Origin of the sequence: Desulfosalsimonas propionicica (assembly GCF_013761005.1) — a bacterium.
Taxonomy (GTDB): Bacteria; Desulfobacterota; Desulfobacteria; order Desulfobacterales; family Desulfosalsimonadaceae; genus Desulfosalsimonas; species Desulfosalsimonas propionicica.
Map to the genome: position 1 here is coordinate 250,198 of NZ_JACDUS010000002.1, position 15,072 is coordinate 265,269.

General features: G+C 54.3%; 15 protein-coding genes. 11 read left to right on the forward strand and 4 right to left on the reverse strand.

What is annotated here, in order from left to right:
• Window positions 1–230 precede the first annotated feature (230 nt).
• Window positions 231–419, forward strand: a complete 189-nt coding sequence (locus tag HNR65_RS04490; RefSeq protein ID WP_181550268.1) for a hypothetical protein — start codon at window positions 231–233, stop codon at window positions 417–419.
• Window positions 420–565: 146 nt separating this feature from the next.
• Here the strand turns inward: HNR65_RS04490 and HNR65_RS04495 are convergent, their stop codons facing one another.
• Window positions 566–835, reverse strand: coding sequence for an HU family DNA-binding protein (locus HNR65_RS04495; RefSeq protein ID WP_181550269.1), 270 nt, complete (start codon window positions 833–835; stop codon window positions 566–568).
• Between the two features lie 264 nt (window positions 836–1,099).
• Complete coding sequence (locus tag HNR65_RS04500; protein ID WP_181550270.1) at window positions 1,100–1,879, reverse strand: prepilin peptidase; 780 nt, start codon at window positions 1,877–1,879, stop codon at window positions 1,100–1,102.
• 259 nt (window positions 1,880–2,138) lie between these two features.
• Here HNR65_RS04500 and lon point away from each other — a divergent pair, with 259 nt between their 5' ends.
• The 8 genes from lon (at window position 2,139) to folE2 (ending at window position 9,752) form a co-directional block, all read left to right on the forward strand.
• Window positions 2,139–4,610, forward strand: a complete 2,472-nt coding sequence (gene lon / locus HNR65_RS04505) for an endopeptidase La (protein WP_181550271.1) — start codon at window positions 2,139–2,141, stop codon at window positions 4,608–4,610.
• 16 nt (window positions 4,611–4,626) lie between these two features.
• Complete coding sequence (gene tsaB / locus HNR65_RS04510) at window positions 4,627–5,331, forward strand: tRNA (adenosine(37)-N6)-threonylcarbamoyltransferase complex dimerization subunit type 1 TsaB (RefSeq protein ID WP_181550272.1); 705 nt, start codon at window positions 4,627–4,629, stop codon at window positions 5,329–5,331.
• 144 nt (window positions 5,332–5,475) lie between these two features.
• Complete coding sequence (locus HNR65_RS04515) at window positions 5,476–6,147, forward strand: phosphatidylserine decarboxylase family protein (RefSeq protein WP_181550273.1); 672 nt, start codon at window positions 5,476–5,478, stop codon at window positions 6,145–6,147.
• 79 nt (window positions 6,148–6,226) lie between these two features.
• Window positions 6,227–7,294: a 3-isopropylmalate dehydrogenase gene (locus HNR65_RS04520; protein ID WP_181550274.1), complete on the forward strand. Its 1,068-nt coding sequence runs from the start codon at window positions 6,227–6,229 to the stop codon at window positions 7,292–7,294.
• Between the two features lie 13 nt (window positions 7,295–7,307).
• Window positions 7,308–7,775, forward strand: a complete 468-nt coding sequence (gene greA, locus HNR65_RS04525; RefSeq protein ID WP_181550275.1) for a transcription elongation factor GreA — start codon at window positions 7,308–7,310, stop codon at window positions 7,773–7,775.
• An 18-nt stretch (window positions 7,776–7,793) separates the two neighbouring features.
• The gene (rpoZ, locus tag HNR65_RS18200) at window positions 7,794–8,102 is read left to right on the forward strand and encodes a DNA-directed RNA polymerase subunit omega (RefSeq protein WP_181550276.1); all 309 of its coding nucleotides are present in this window, start codon (window positions 7,794–7,796) and stop codon (window positions 8,100–8,102) included.
• Window positions 8,103–8,119: 17 nt separating this feature from the next.
• A complete protein-coding gene (locus tag HNR65_RS04535) occupies window positions 8,120–8,866 on the forward strand; it encodes a tRNA lysidine(34) synthetase (RefSeq protein ID WP_181550277.1) in 747 nt (248 codons plus the stop codon).
• Between the two features lie 97 nt (window positions 8,867–8,963).
• Window positions 8,964–9,752, forward strand: a complete 789-nt coding sequence (gene folE2, locus HNR65_RS04540; protein ID WP_181550562.1) for a GTP cyclohydrolase FolE2 — start codon at window positions 8,964–8,966, stop codon at window positions 9,750–9,752.
• A 60-nt stretch (window positions 9,753–9,812) separates the two neighbouring features.
• On the opposite strand, the gene HNR65_RS04545 is transcribed toward folE2, so the two are convergent.
• Together HNR65_RS04545 and dtd are read right to left on the reverse strand one after the other, a co-directional pair.
• Complete coding sequence (locus HNR65_RS04545) at window positions 9,813–11,003, reverse strand: D-alanyl-D-alanine carboxypeptidase/D-alanyl-D-alanine-endopeptidase (RefSeq protein WP_181550278.1); 1,191 nt, start codon at window positions 11,001–11,003, stop codon at window positions 9,813–9,815.
• Window positions 11,004–11,032: 29 nt separating this feature from the next.
• The gene (gene dtd, locus HNR65_RS04550) at window positions 11,033–11,482 is read right to left on the reverse strand and encodes a D-aminoacyl-tRNA deacylase (protein ID WP_181550279.1); all 450 of its coding nucleotides are present in this window, start codon (window positions 11,480–11,482) and stop codon (window positions 11,033–11,035) included.
• Window positions 11,483–11,727: 245 nt separating this feature from the next.
• Here dtd and ileS point away from each other — a divergent pair, with 245 nt between their 5' ends.
• Window positions 11,728–14,541, forward strand: coding sequence for an isoleucine--tRNA ligase (gene ileS, locus HNR65_RS04555; protein ID WP_181550280.1), 2,814 nt, complete (start codon window positions 11,728–11,730; stop codon window positions 14,539–14,541).
• Window positions 14,538–15,026 (forward strand): signal peptidase II, encoded by a 489-nt coding sequence (lspA, locus tag HNR65_RS04560; protein WP_232364653.1) that lies wholly within the window; start codon window positions 14,538–14,540, stop codon window positions 15,024–15,026. Before ileS ends, lspA begins: the two co-directional genes overlap by 4 nt.
• Window positions 15,027–15,072: the final 46 nt, after the last annotated feature.

Below are 15,072 nucleotides of genomic sequence, written 5' to 3' on the forward strand. Positions count from 1 at the left end.
AGATCCGCAAAAGCAAGTCAAAATAAAATTTTTATTGACAATGACGATATTTGCGGCTAGTTTTTTAAACTTTTAATTTGTATACTCAAAATATGAACCTTGGAGGAATAAACATGCTTGAAGTAACGGATGCAGCATACGAGAAGATTTCGGAGTTTTTCAAAGACAAGGACCCCAAGCCCATACGGGTCCTGCTCAACCCCGGCGGGTGAGGGGGGCCGTCTCTGGCCATGGTTCTGGATGAACCAAACGAAACCGATGAAGTTTTTGACGTGAATAATTTTCAGTTCATTGCAAACAAGGATTTCCTGGCGGAAGCCCAGCCCATTAAAATCGATTTTACCGGGTTTGGGTTTGCCATCAGCTCAAGCATTGAGCTGGGACAGGGATGCTCGAGCTGCGGCGGGGGAACCTGCTAGATACAGCACCTGGCTGACAAGCGCCAACATAAAAAAAGACGACACGCAGATTCGATGTGACTGCGTGTCGTCTTTTTTAAAAGCGGATACCTGCTCATTGGTCTGACCAAAGGCCGTCCGGCATAATACCGGGGGATTCTGCACAATTAATTGAGGGCTTCTTTCAGGCCTTTTCCCGGGGTGAACTTGGGGACCTTGCGCGCCTTGATATTGATGGCTGCACCGGTTTGCGGGTTTCTTCCGGTGCGGGCTTCGCGCTTGACGGGTTTGAATGTACCGAATCCGACCAGAGTTACGCTGTCTCCTTTTGACATGGCATCGGTGATGGTCTGGATCACACAATCGACTGCTGCCTGCGCCTCTTTTTTTGTGCTGACGACTTTTGCCACTTCGTTTACTAAATCGGCCTTGTTCACTGCACGACTCCTTTCATTGCTTTTGGGGTGGTTGATATTCAGGGGTTCGTCTGCCTTGCCAGATGCGGCAGAAACGATTAAAGGCGATGATTTATTGCGCCAATTGAGGCCAAACACGGGTCAGCAGTCATATAAAATTTAAAAATATAATGGCTTCTGAATCACTGTTTGCGATCTTGATTTCCGATAACAATACTGGGGCAAAACAGCCGTGTCAAGCATGATTTAAAGACTTATCCAAATTCATGGGGGTTTGCCGGGAGGTTACCAGGGCCGGGGGCCAAAAAAGTACCATTGAATCAGGCTCTGCCCGAAAAAGAGGTAAACCACCGCGCCCAGTGACAGAAACGGCCCGAAAGGCACGGCAAACTTGAGATTTTTGCCCGCAGTCAGTATCATGACAATACCGGTGATGGTTCCGATCAGTGATGCCACAAAAATGGTGAAAAAAACGCCTTTCCAGCCGATAAAGGCCCCAAGCATGGCCAAAAGCTTGATATCGCCGCCGCCCATGCCTTCCTTGCCGGCAAACAGGTAATAACCCAGGGCTACAGCATAGAGAAGGCCGCCGCCAACCAGTATGCCGAGCAATGAGTCAAGCCAGGAAAGTTCAGGGAGCAGAAACGAGGCCAGAAACCCGGCTGCAATCCCGGGCAGGCTGATCATGTCCGGGATGATGCGATGATCCAGATCGATAAGGGAAATGGCAATCAGTGCACAGATCAGTAAAAAATAAATCAGGGCCGGCAGAGCAGGGCCGTACTGGACAGCCACAAGCACAGCCATGACCCCGGCGGCAAGCTCCACTATGGGATAGCGTACTGAAATGCTCCGGCCGCAGGCTCTGCAGCGGCCTCTCAGCAGCAGCCAGCTGATAACCGGGATGTTGTCATAAAAGGCAATGGCCGTTGAACAGTCCGGGCACCGGGAGCCCGGCCGAACAATGGACAGCCCCTGGGGGAGCCGGCTGACGCAGACATTTAAGAAACTTCCCATGCAAAGACCGGTGCAAAATACCAGAAACCAGAAAATCAGATTTGACATGTCCGCAACCCTGTTAAATAATGAATCATACATACAGGCGAAAAAATAAAATGGATTTATTCCCCAGTCCCGTATTTTAAAATTTTGACATATTAAGACCGTAAAACCCCAACTATCATATCTCCCGGGGATGCAAAATCGTTTTTTGCCGTCACATGGCTATTGACTCCGGACCATGGTTTGATTTATTCGTAGCCCAGCCCATAAACGGCGGTCAGAACGACAAGAACTTAAATATTTGAATTTTTCAGGAGTAACAATGGCCGAAAGTGATAAGGACGATCTGATTCGACTCATAGATGAAAGCGATGAACGGGAGGTTGAAATTCCGGATCGCCTTCCCCTGCTGCCCGTGCGGGACATGGTGATTTTCACGGACATGGTTCTGCCCCTTTATATTGGTCGGGAAAAATCCCTGCGCGCAGTGGAGGCGGCCATGAAAAAGGAGCGGCTGCTTTTTCTGGCTGCACAAAAAGATCCCATGGCCGAGGATCCGAAATCCAAAGATATTTACCGAGTGGGAACGGTTTGCCGGATTCTGCGCATGATTAAGCTGCCCGACGGGCACTTCAAGGTGCTGATCCACGGCCTGGAAAAGGGCCGGGTCAAGCGGTTTGCCAGTAAAAAGCAGTTTTACGAGGTGTCATTTGATCTGCTCCCGGATGATTCAGCGGATATATCCGATGTGGAGCATCAGGCTTTGATGCGAAATGTCCGGGAAAACTGTGAAAAGATCTTAAACATCCGCGGCGAGTATACCGGTGAGATCAGTATGCTGCTTGATGAGATTGAAAATCCCGGAAAACTCGCTGACCTGGTTTCCTCCAATCTCAAGCTCAAAACCGAGGAGGCCCAGGGTCTGCTGGAAACCGAAGATCCCGTGGAACGCCTCAAGCAGGTCAACAACTATCTGGCCAAGGAAGTGGAGCTTTCCACGGTTCAGGCCAAGATCCAGTCCCATGTGCGGGATGAAATATCGAAAAACCAGCGGGATTATTTTTTGCGCGAGCAGGTCCGGGCCATTCATAAGGAACTGGGTGAGCAGGATGAGCGCTCCGCTGAAGTCGAGGAATACCGCAAACGCATCAAAAAGGCCAAAATGCCCAAGGAAGCGGCCAAGGAAGCTGAAAAGCAGCTCAAACGCCTGGAACAGATGCATCCGGATTCCTCGGAGGCCACCATTGTCCGCACCTATCTGGACTGGCTGGTGGATCTGCCCTGGAGCCGCTCCACAAAGGATGTCATCGACATTCCCAAGGCAAAAAGCGTGCTGGACAAAAATCACTATGGGCTTGACCGGGTCAAGGACCGGATTCTGGAATATCTGAGCGTGCGCAAGCTCAATCCCAACAAAAAAGGACAGATTCTGTGCTTTGTGGGCCCGCCCGGCGTGGGCAAAACCTCGCTTGGCCAGTCCATTGCCGATGCCATGAACCGAAATTTTTTCCGCATGTCTCTTGGCGGTATCAGAGACGAGGCCGAAATCCGGGGGCACCGCCGCACTTATATCGGCGCCATGCCGGGCCGGATTCTCCAGGGACTGAAGCACTGCAACAGCAACAATCCGGTTTTCATGATGGATGAAATTGACAAGATCGGCATGGATTTCCGGGGCGATCCGTCCTCTGCCCTGCTCGAGGCCCTTGACCCGGAACAGAACACCAATTTCAGCGATCATTTCGTGAACATGCCCTTTGATCTGTCCAGGGTGCTGTTTATTCTCACGGCCAACATGACCGATACCATCCCCTCGGCCCTGCTCGACCGCATGGAGGTCATTCAGTTGGCCGGCTACACCGAGGAAGAAAAGCAGGTGATTGCCAGAAGGTATTTGCTGCCCAGGCAGCTGTCAGACAACGGGCTTAAGTCCAAAGACCTTTCCGTCAGCAACTCGGCCCTGGCGCGCCTGATCACCGAATACACCTCCGAGGCCGGCCTGCGTAACCTGGAGCGGGAACTCGGGGCCTTATGCAGAAAAGTCGCCCGGAAAATGGCAGAGGGCAAAAAAGGCCCGTTTCGCATCACCCGTGGCAGTTTGAATACCTATCTGGGCCCGCCGCGCTACATTCCCGAGCTGGATCAGGACGAAACCCAGGTGGGTCTGGCCACGGGTCTGGCCTGGACCCAGGTGGGCGGGGAGGTGCTTTACGTTGAAGTCTCCCTGCTTGAAGGCAAGGGAGAGCTGATTATCACCGGCCAGCTCGGAGAGGTGATGCAGGAATCAGCCCGGGCCGCGGTCAGCTATGCCCGGGCCCACCAAAAGGAGCTGGGCCTTGAGAAAAACGTGTTTGAGTCCATTGACATCCATATCCATGTGCCGGCCGGGGCCATCCCAAAGGACGGGCCGTCTGCGGGCATTGCCATGGCAACGGCCCTGATTTCGGCCCTTACCGGGCAGCCGGTGGATAAGTGCGTGGCCATGACCGGTGAGATTTCCCTTCGCGGACGTGTGCTGCCTATCGGCGGCCTGCGGGAAAAAGCCATTGGCGCCCTGCGATTTGGCATCAACACCATCATCATCCCGGAGAAAAACAAGCCTGAGCTTTCCGAGATTCCCAAAAACGTGCGCCGTAAGATCCAGTTTATCCCGGTCAGCACCCTGGATCAGGCCATAGAGGTGGCCATCGGAAAGGATCTGGCCAAAAAATCCGCTGCTGCGGCCAAAAAAAAGAAAACCCCGGCGCGATCAACAAAAAAGCCGGCCAAAAAACCGGCCAATGCCGCCGGCTAGCCGGGACAAACAGACAATGAACCTGCTGGCCGTAGACAGCGCAACACGCACCTGCAGCGTGGCCCTGATGCAAGAGGGGAAAATCACGGCTGAATTCGGGGCGGATTTGGACCAGACCCATGCCCGGCACCTGATGCGGCTGATTGACGCCGTGCTGGCGCTTTCGGGACAGAAGATCTCAGAGCTCGACGCCTTGGCTGTGACAAGCGGGCCGGGCAGTTTTACCGGCCTTCGCATTGGCATGGCCACGGTCAAGGGCTTTGCCATGGCATATGGCCGCCCGGTCTGTCCGGTATCGTGTTTGGAGGCCCTGGCATGGCCTTATCTGGGTGTTTCCGGATTGTTTTGCCCCATGCTCGATGCCAGGAAAAATCAGGTTTATGCCCAGGTTTTTTGTCTGGAACAGGGACGGCTGGAGGAAATTATGCCAGCGCAGGTGGCCGGTCCCGACATGGTGATCGATGAAATTTCGGCCCTGGGCCGGCAGTCCTGCTGGTTTTCCGGTTCGGGCGCCGTGCTTTACAACGAGCACATCATCAGCCGCCTTTCCGGCAGGGCGCGACTGGCCCCGGGCGTTCAGAACCGGATCCGTGCGGCCGTGGTTGCGGAAATGGCGGGTGAAATGCTTCGTTCTGGTGCGGTCAGTGATGCTGCAGGGGTTGTCCCGCACTATATCCGCCAGTCCGATGCAGAGCGAAAACAGAAATTTCGGGGGAAATAAAGATTGGTTTTGTGCCCCGTGGGCTGCAAATCGCTTGTCGGGCAGGCATTTGCTGCGCCTTTTTATTGACAGGCATTGTTTCACCAAATATAATAATGGATTCAAATTGAATTACTACCAGTTGACTTGAGAAAGAGGATCGATATGGGGGGTTTTCGATGGGCCGACCCGCAGAGCCGGTCGGCCTTTGCTATTGCCGCACCCGGCTACCCGCTGATTTTTGCGGCCGGTTTTGCCACGCTGATTTTCGCGCTTCTGGAAATTGCAGGACTGGCCCTGGCGGGCCTTGCTGTGACGTTTTTTTTCTGCTGGTTTTTTCGGGACCCGGATCGGGCCACCCCTGAGGCGGAAAATGCGGTGATATCCGCGGCTGACGGAAAAGTGGTGTGCGTGCGCCCCCTTGAATCCAATCCCTTTGGCACGGGCCGTTGCTTGAACATCGGGGTTTTCATGAACGTATTCAACGTGCACGTCAACAGGATTCCGCTTGACGGCACGGTGGCGGCCATCCGTTATGCGCCCGGGCGGTTTTACCCGGCTGACAAGGACCGGGCCTGGCGGCTAAACGAGCACAACGCCGTGATTGTGCGCACGAAAACCGGACATGAAATCGCAGTGGTTCAGGTCGCCGGCCTGGTGGCGCGCAGAATTATCTGCACTGTGGCGCAAAATCAGAATATGACCGCAGGTCAGCGTTTCGGCATGATCTGCTTTGGCTCCCGGGTGGATCTGTATCTGCCGGAAAATACTGAACCGGCGGTCCGCGTGGGCGACAAGGTCAAGGCGGGCCAGTCCATCATGGGATATATGCAATAACGCATTAGACAACACAGCGCAGCGCATCCGGAAAAAACAACCTGCAACCGCGTAACTGCAAGACAAAAAGAGGACATCAATGGGAAAATCCTATAACATCGCCGTGATACCCGGCGACGGAACCGGACCGGAAGTGGTGGACGAAGGACTGAAAGTGCTTGAGCGGGCGGCACAGAAACACGGATTTTCGTTTCAATTCAAACATTATCCCCTGGGCGGGGAGCATTATATGAAAACCGGCGAAATCCTGCCGGAAAATGTCATTGACGAACTTCGTACCCGGGACGGCATTTTTTTGGGCGCCATCGGCCATCCGGATGTCAAACCCGGGGTCCTGGAAAAAGGCCTGCTGCTGCAGCTTCGCTTTGAACTTGACCAGTACATCAATCTTCGGCCGGTAAAGCTCTATGAAGGGGTGAGCACACCGTTGAAGGACAAAGGCCCTGCGGATATTGATTTCGTGGTCATCCGGGAAAACAGCGAGGGCTTGTATGCCGGCGCCGGGGGGATTTTGAAGCGGGGCACCCCGGACGAGGTGGCGGTTCAGGAATCGATTAACACGCGCAAAGGCGTTGAGCGCTGCATCCGCTTTGCCTTTGAATACTGCCGGAAGCGCAATCAAAAGAAAAAAGTCACCCTGTGCGGTAAAACCAACGTGCTCACCTATGCATTTGATCTGTGGGAGCGCGCTTTTTACGAAGTGGCCAAAGAATACCCGGATATTGAAACCGATTACGCCCACGTGGATGCCACGTGCATGTGGATGGTCAAAAATCCCGAATGGTTTGATGTTATTGTCACAGACAACATGTTCGGCGACATCATCACCGACCTTGGCGCCATGATTCAGGGGGGCATGGGCATTGCCGCAGGCGGCAATCTCAATCCCGAAGGCGTTTCCATGTTTGAGCCCATTGGCGGGTCCGCGCCCAGGTACGCCGGCAAGCAGATTATCAACCCGCTGGCAGCCATCAGTTCGGCCCAGCTGCTGCTCGAAGCCCTGGGAGAGGAAAAAGCGGCAGCAGATGTGGAAGAAGCCGTGAAAAAAGTGCTCAAAGACGATCTCAAGGATGTGGCTGCCGGGAAAATGGGTTACACCACCGCAGAGGTGGGCAGCCTGGTGGCCGATTATATTAAAACCGGATAACAGGGGAAGGATTGTGAGACAGGTACCGATCACCAGACAAGGGTTTGAATCCTTAAAAAAAGAGCTTCACCAGCTTCGCAAAGTTGAACGGCCCGGCAACATCCGCGCAATCGAGGAGGCCCGGGCCCACGGGGATTTATCGGAGAATGCCGAGTTTTCCGCGGCAAAGGAGCGCCAGAGTTTTCTCGACGCCCGGATCAACGAGCTGGAATACAAGCTGGCCAATGCCGAGGTGATCGATCCCGACACCCTGCCAAAGGACAAGGCCGTGTTTGGCTGCACGGTTGTGCTGGAAAACATTGATACCGGCGACGAGGTCAGCTACCAGCTGGTGGGTCCGGAGGAATCCAATATCAAGGAGGGGCGCATCTCGGTTGAATCCCCTCTGGGAAAAGCCATTATCGGCAGAAAGCTCGGAGACGAACTTGTCATTGATGCTCCGGGCGGACGCAGAAACTACGAACTTGTGGATATTGTTTAAATAAGAAAGGATTGCACCATGGCAAGGGTCACTGTGGAAGATTGTCTGAAGCGCATCCCGAACCGCTTTCTGCTGGTGCACACGGCAGCAAAGCGCGTCCGGCAGCTTCGGGAAGGCACCGATCGTCTGATCAAGGCGCCGAGCAACGGAGATATCGTGGCGGCCCTGCGGGAAATCGCGGCCGGAAAAGTATTTGTTACCGAACATGCCGAAGAAACCTTTATCCCGGATGACGTGGAAGTCAACGCGGGTGCCGGCACTGAACCTGAAAATCCGGCGCCATCCGGCCCGGAAGAGGCCCCGGAGACGGGTTCTGAAACCGACTGACAGGTTTTTTGGGGCACATGTCGGATTATTCCTACAAAGCCGTCAACAGGGACATGGGTCGGGTGATTCACGACTATGATTTGATCTCTGCCGGAGATCGTATCCTGGTGGGTGTATCGGGCGGCAAGGACAGCCTGAGCCTGCTGTGGATGTTTGCAGAGCGGCTGCGTCGCATTCCCATTGATTACCAGTTGGTGCCCCTGTATGTGGATCCCGGCTTTGACGGCGGTTTTGCTTCAGACCTGGAGCAGTGGTGCCGCAGGCAGCTTGACCTGGAGCTGCTGGTGGAATACACGGATCACGGGATTGTGGCCCACAGCGATGAAAATCTGGAAAACCCGTGTTTTTTGTGCGCCCGCAGGCGGCGGCAGCGGATTTTTGAAAAGGCCGAGGAAACCGGGTGCAGCAAAATTGCCCTGGGGCATCACAAGGACGATATCCTGGAGACATTTTTTATTAACATGTGTTATACAGGGGTCATGAGCACCATGCGGCCGGCCCAGCAGATGTTTGAGGGCAAATTCACCATCATCCGCCCCCTGGCTTACGTGGATGAAGACCGGCTTCGGCGGTTTGCGGCAGCCATGGATTTTCCGGAGTTTGTCAATCCGTGTCCGTCAGGGGATCGTTCGAAACGACGGGAAATCAAGGAGATCGTGGCTAGTCTGACCCGCGGCAAAAAAAAGATCAAAAACAACATGTTCAGATCTTTGGGGCACATCAACATGGATTATATGCTCAAACCGGCAGGCCGGCTTCGCTGATGCCCGGACCACCGGAGAAAACAGGGACAACGGTTTGACAAAAATGATCGGCGACGAGACAGAGGCAGAACTGCGGCGGCTCAATATTGAACGGACCATGAAGGACGTTCAGAACGAGCGCGACTACCGCAACATTGCCATCAACAAGGTCGGCATCAAGGGCCTGCGTTATCCCGTGACCGTGCTGGACCGAAACAACGGCCATCAGCACACCGTTGCGTCCATCAATATGTACGTGGATCTGCCCCACGAATGCAAGGGCACGCACATGAGCCGGTTTGTGGAACTGCTTCATCTGTTCCGGCCCAAGCTTTCCTTAAAAACTTTCTCGGATATCCTCAACCAGATGAAGGCCCATCTCAACGCGGAATCCGCCCACATCGAGGTCACTTTCCCGTTTTTCATTGAAAAGCAGGCCCCGGTCACTGCATCGCCCGGACTCATGGACTATACCTGCCGTTTTATTGGTTCGGTGAATTCCAAATCCAGCGTGGATTTGGTTTCAGAGGTCGTGGTCCCCATCTCCTCGGTCTGTCCTTGTTCCAAGGAAATCAGTGACTACGGCGCACACAACCAGCGGGGTAAGGTATATCTGAGCACCCGGTTTAAAAAATTCATCTGGATTGAGGACATGGTTGCGCTTGTGGAGCGCACCGCCTCCTGTGACGTGTATTCGGTGCTCAAACGCTCGGATGAAAAATATGTCACTGAAAAAGGCTTTTCCAACCCCAAGTTTGTGGAAGACATTGTCCGCGACATTGCCCTGGAGTTAAAGGCGGACAAAAACATTACCTGGTTTGCCGTGGGGGTGGAGAACTACGAGTCCATTCACAACCACAACGCCTATGCCTGCATTACAAGCGGCCAGGAACCTTCCCTTCTCTAGCGGCTTTTTCTCAAAACCCCGTCACTTTGTCACCAAGCGGCTCAGCATCCGGGCCCGGGGTTATTTCTTTTTGCGGATCTTGGCGGCGATGGCTTTTGTTACAGGGTCTGCGGCCTTGCCCGGCGTATTGATCAGCACGGCAAAGCCGTATAACTGCCCTTGGTGGGAAACAAAGCCGACCCGGGTCTGAATACCGGTTAATGTTCCGGTTTTATAAAAAATGCCGTGTTTTTCCGTGAGCAGGTCATAATAGGGGGCAAATCCGTGCAGCACCGGGCCGAACATGTGCGCACTTATGCGGTTTTTCCGGGAAAGGCCGGAGCCTTCAACAATTTCCGGGGAGATGCCGAGCTGATTTTCGGCATAATGATTCATCACGGCCACACCCTTTTCCAGCGTGGCCGGCGGGCCTGAAGCATCTGCGCCCAGGGCCAGCACCAACTGGTTGGTCATAAAATTGTTGGAATAGGTCATGATTCGGGAGATGACTTCGGTGAGGGAAAAAGGCGACCTGTGTTGGTATATAAGCCGGTGACAGTCCGGCACCGCCTCTTCCATGCGGATTTTCCCGGTCGGCCCAAGGCCGTTTTTGGCAAGAAAATGGGCAAACAACTGACCGGCGTAGATGAGGTTGTCCTGGTTGGCCGAAGACAAAAGAATTCGGCCGGATTTGGGCTGGATTTGGCTCAGCCGCTTTTTGGCAAGGGGCAGAAGCGGGGTCTGGGGTTCTGCGCTGACCCAGGTGTTGTTTCGTCGTTCTGCGGCCACTGTGTTGAAGTTCACACACAATGCCCCTGCAGGCGCGTCATAAGGCTGCAGAGAGCGTTTTTTTGCGCCCGGAATTCCAATGCCGGCATCCGCCCACGTGTCATCCAGAATCAGATGCCGCACCCGCGCAATCCGGTCGGTCAGAATTTTGGCGATTTCTGCCACCTGTTCGCTGATCAGCAAAGGATCGCCAAATCCTTTGATGATCAGGTCGTTTTTGTCATTGAGATAAAATCGCGTTTTAAATCGAAAATCAGGGCCAAGGCGTTTCATGGCGCACAGGGCGGTGAGCACCTTGAGCGTGGATGCCGGGATTTGCATCCGGTCGGCATTTTTGGCATACAGGACCCGGAAGTCCGGGGCGAATACAGCCGCTGAATCATTCGGGCCGATCATCTGATCCACGTCCTGCCAGGTCCCGGCCGCGGCTGCTGCGGGCAGCAGCAAAACCAGGATCCAGCAGATCCATGACCTCAAAGACATTGGGCGTGCGCATGCAGTGTTTTTGAGTTTCATGATCCGGTTTTGCTTTCCACCGTCAGGGTTACCGGGCCGTCATTGACCAGGCTGACATCCATCATGGCCTGAAATTGTCCGGTCTGCACGTCAATGCCTTTTTGGCGCACATGATGGACAAACTCCAGGTAAAAGGATTCGGCCTTGTGCGGATCTGCGGCATGGACAAACGAGGGCCTGCGCCCTTTGCGGCAGTCGGCAAGCAAAGTGAACTGGGAGACCACCAGCATCTGACCGCCTGTGTCTGAAAGGGATTTGTTCATTTTGCCCTGTTCGTCTGCAAATATGCGCAGGTTGACGACCTTGTCGGCCACATAGGCAATGTCTTTGGGCTCATCAGTGGCGGCCACGCCCAGCAGCACCAGCAGACCCGCGTCAATGGCGCTGATCTGTGTGCCGTCGACAGAGACGTATGCGTGTTTTACCCGCTGAAGTACTGCAATCATGGTATTGTCTCTAAATCGCTCAGTTTGGGTTTCCGGCTTTTACCGTTTCCGCCGCCCTGGTTTTCCAGGGCGGCCGATGTTTTTCTTTTTCGGTATAAGCTGCGGGTTTTGATCCTGTCAAGCAAAACACCCGCGGCCGCAGTGTCAAAGTCCTTGACATATTCCATGGCCTTGACATAAATTTAAAAGCTTTTGAGTCGGTTAATGCCTATGCAAACAGATCCCAAGAATACAAGGTGGCTGATATGGATTATAAAAAAACACTGAACCTGCCCAAGACCGGTTTTCCCATGAAGGCCAACCTGGCCAACCGGGAACCGGAACAGCTCAAAAAATGGGAAGCGTTAAACCTCTATGACATGATCCGCAAGGATTCGGCTACACGCAGGCCTTTTATTCTCCACGACGGGCCTCCTTATGCCAACGGCAATATTCATATCGGTACGGCCTTAAATAAGATCTTAAAAGACATTGTTGTGCGCTCCATGCAGATGACCGGCTACAACGCCGAATACGTGCCCGGCTGGGACTGCCATGGCCTGCCCATTGAGCACAACGTGGACAAGGCCCTTGGACCCAAGAAAAAAAACATGTCTGCCGTGGAAATCCGGCAGGAATGCCGCAATTATGCAGAAAAATACATTGATATTCAACGAAACGAATTCAAACGCCTGGGCGTGATGGGACAGTGGGATGACCCGTATCTGACGATGAGCTATGCCTATGAAGCCGAGATCGCCCGCCAGTGCGGGGAATTTGCCCTCCAGGGCAGCCTGTTTCGCTCCAAAAAGCCCATTTACTGGTGCTCGTCATGTAAAACCGCCCTGGCTGAAGCCGAGATTGAGTATGCCAACGAGGCCTCGCCGTCCATCTATGTCCGGTTTCCCTTAGCAGATGATCCCGCACAGGTTGACCCGGCCCTGGCTGGAAAAGACGTCTCCCTGGTGATCTGGACCACCACGCCCTGGACCCTGCCGGCCAATCTGGCCGTGGCCCTGCACCCGGATTTTGCCTATTGTGCGGTGGAAACGCCCGATAACGGGGTTCTGATCCTGGCCCGGGACCTGTTGGAGACCTGCATGCCGATCTTTGGGATCACCGATTATCAGACCATAGCAAAGATCAATCCAGCGGACCTGGAAAAGCGCAAATGCCGGCACCCGTTTCTGGACCAAACCTCGCTGATCGTTTTGGCCGGCCATGTGACCCTGGAAGCCGGCACCGGGTGCGTACACACGGCCCCGGGCCACGGCCGGGAGGACTACGAGGTGGGGCTTTCCTACGGCCTGGATGCCTATTCCCCGGTGGATGACAGCGGCCGGATCACCGAAGAGATTCCGGAGTTTTCCGGTCAGTTCGTGTTTGAGGCCGATTCCGGTATCATTGAACGGCTCCGGGCCGATGGCATGCTTTTGGCCCGGCAAAACATGACCCACTCCTATCCCCACTGCTGGCGGTGTAAAAAACCCGTGATCTTCCGGGCCACGCCCCAGTGGTTTATTTCCATGGACCGCACCGGTCTGCGGCAAAAAGCCCTGGAAGCCATTGACACGGTGAAATGGATTCCGGCCTGGGGCAGGGAGCGGATTTATTCCATGATCGCCAACCGGCCGGATTGGTGCGTGTCCCGCCAGCGTTCCTGGGGGGTGCCCATTGCCGTGTTTTACTGCGTCCAATGCGGCGAACTCATGATCAGGCGGGAGGTGGTGGACCGGGTGTATGCGGCATTTCTGGAAAACGGGGCAGATATCTGGTTTCAAAAGGATGCCGATTATTTTCTGCCGCAAAACACGTCTTGTGAAAAATGCGGGCACACAGCATTTGACAAGGAAACCAATATCTTAGATGTGTGGTTTGACTCCGGGGTCAGCCATGCTGCGGTCCTGGATGCCAGAGACAATCTGACCTGGCCCGCCGATCTTTACCTGGAGGGCTCAGACCAGCACCGGGGATGGTTTCACAGTTCTCTTCTCACCGCAGTGGGGTTAAAGGACAAAGCCCCCTACCGCTCGGTTCTCACCCATGGGTTTGTGGTCGACGGTGAGGGCAGAAAGATGTCAAAGTCTGTTGGCAACGTGATTGCCCCCAAAAAGGTGATTGACAAATATGGGGCGGAAATCCTGCGGCTATGGGTGGCGGCCTCGGATTACAAGGACGACATCCGGATATCCGACAATATTTTAAAGCAGCTAAGTGACGCCTACCGCCGGATCCGCAACACCTGCCGGTTCATGCTGGGCAACCTCTATGATTTTGATCCGGAAAAAGACCGGGTCGGCTACGGGCAGATGCCGGACATGGACCGCTACATGCTCCACCGCCTGCAAAACCTGGTGGGCAAATGCACGGCAGCCTATGAAAGATATGATTATCACGTGGTCTATCACTCCCTGTACAATTACTGCACCATTGATCTGTCCTCGGTGTATCTCGATATTTTAAAAGATCGTCTTTACACGTCCCCGGACCAATCCCGGGCCCGGCGATCGGCACAGACGGTGATGTTTCACACACTTTCGGCCCTTGTGCGGATCATGGCGCCGGTGCTGCCCTTTACAGCAGAGGAGATCTGGTCATATGCCCCGGACTGGCACGGCAAGCAGTCCAGTGTGCACCTGGCCGTGTTTCCGGAAATCCGCCCGGATTTCACGGACGCGGATCTGGCGGCCCGGTGGGAGAAACTGCTGGATATCCGCGGGGAGGCCACCCGGGTCATGGAGGCGGCCAGGGCGAAAAAAATCATCGGCCATTCACTGGATGCGCATCTAACCATTGCCGCGGCCTCAACCCTTTATGAACTGCTGGCATCCTACAAACAGGATCTGCGCGGCTTCTTTATTGTCTCTGCAGTGGATCTTGTTTCCCTGGAAGAGGCGGATGTCGATTTTGAGCAAACCGCCATGGAGCGCATCAAGATCCGGGTTCAGCCCTCTGATGCTGAAAAATGCCAGCGCTGCTGGGTCCATGACCCGAGCGTGGGCCATGATGAAGATCAGCCTGGCATCTGCCGCAGATGCGCTGCGTCCCTGGCCCAATCCGCTGCACAGGAGACATCTTGAGTTTTGGATCAAAAAGGCACGGGCTGTTTGCTGCGTTGACCGCTTTTGTGATTGCAGCCGACCAGGCATCCAAATTCGCCGTTGTCAGCCTGGTGCCCTTATACGAACGTATTGCAGTGGTGCCCGGATTTTTCAACATTGTTCATTACCGCAACCCCGGAGGTGCGTTCGGGCTGTTTTCAGACAATGCCGGGCTGTGGATGGCAGGGATTTTTATCCTGGTCACCCTGGCCGCCCTCGGCCTCATCCTTTATCTCTATGTTCAAACCCCGCCGGAGCAGCCGGTGCTGGCAGCCGGCCTGAGCCTTGTGCTGGCCGGGGCTGCAGGCAATCTCATTGACAGGCTCAGATACGGCCAGGTCATTGACTTTCTCGATGTTTATTTCCGGACCTGGCACTGGCCGGCCTTTAATGTGGCAGACAGCGCCATAACCGTCGGGATGATCATTTTTGCCTGGCATGTGTTTTTTAAAAAAACATTCTAAATAAAGACTGAAACTTCGTATTGTTATAATGTAAAAGCCAAAGTTT

What these genes read in the sequence shown, in the direction of transcription:
- HNR65_RS04535 (WP_181550277.1), top strand. Translation starts at nt 8,120, where the DNA reads ATGTCGGATTATTCCTACAAAGCCGTCAACAGGGACATGGGTCGGGTG.
- HNR65_RS04490 (WP_181550268.1), top strand. Translation starts at nt 231, where the DNA reads ATGGTTCTGGATGAACCAAACGAAACCGATGAAGTTTTTGACGTGAAT.
- ileS (WP_181550280.1), top strand. Translation starts at nt 11,728, where the DNA reads ATGGATTATAAAAAAACACTGAACCTGCCCAAGACCGGTTTTCCCATG.
- HNR65_RS04500 (WP_181550270.1), bottom strand. Translation starts at nt 1,879, where the DNA reads ATGTCAAATCTGATTTTCTGGTTTCTGGTATTTTGCACCGGTCTTTGC.
- tsaB (WP_181550272.1), top strand. Translation starts at nt 4,627, where the DNA reads ATGAACCTGCTGGCCGTAGACAGCGCAACACGCACCTGCAGCGTGGCC.
- rpoZ (WP_181550276.1), top strand. Translation starts at nt 7,794, where the DNA reads ATGGCAAGGGTCACTGTGGAAGATTGTCTGAAGCGCATCCCGAACCGC.
- lon (WP_181550271.1), top strand. Translation starts at nt 2,139, where the DNA reads ATGGCCGAAAGTGATAAGGACGATCTGATTCGACTCATAGATGAAAGC.
- HNR65_RS04515 (WP_181550273.1), top strand. Translation starts at nt 5,476, where the DNA reads ATGGGGGGTTTTCGATGGGCCGACCCGCAGAGCCGGTCGGCCTTTGCT.
- folE2 (WP_181550562.1), top strand. Translation starts at nt 8,964, where the DNA reads ATGAAGGACGTTCAGAACGAGCGCGACTACCGCAACATTGCCATCAAC.
- dtd (WP_181550279.1), bottom strand. Translation starts at nt 11,482, where the DNA reads ATGATTGCAGTACTTCAGCGGGTAAAACACGCATACGTCTCTGTCGAC.
- HNR65_RS04545 (WP_181550278.1), bottom strand. Translation starts at nt 11,003, where the DNA reads ATGTCTTTGAGGTCATGGATCTGCTGGATCCTGGTTTTGCTGCTGCCC.
- HNR65_RS04520 (WP_181550274.1), top strand. Translation starts at nt 6,227, where the DNA reads ATGGGAAAATCCTATAACATCGCCGTGATACCCGGCGACGGAACCGGA.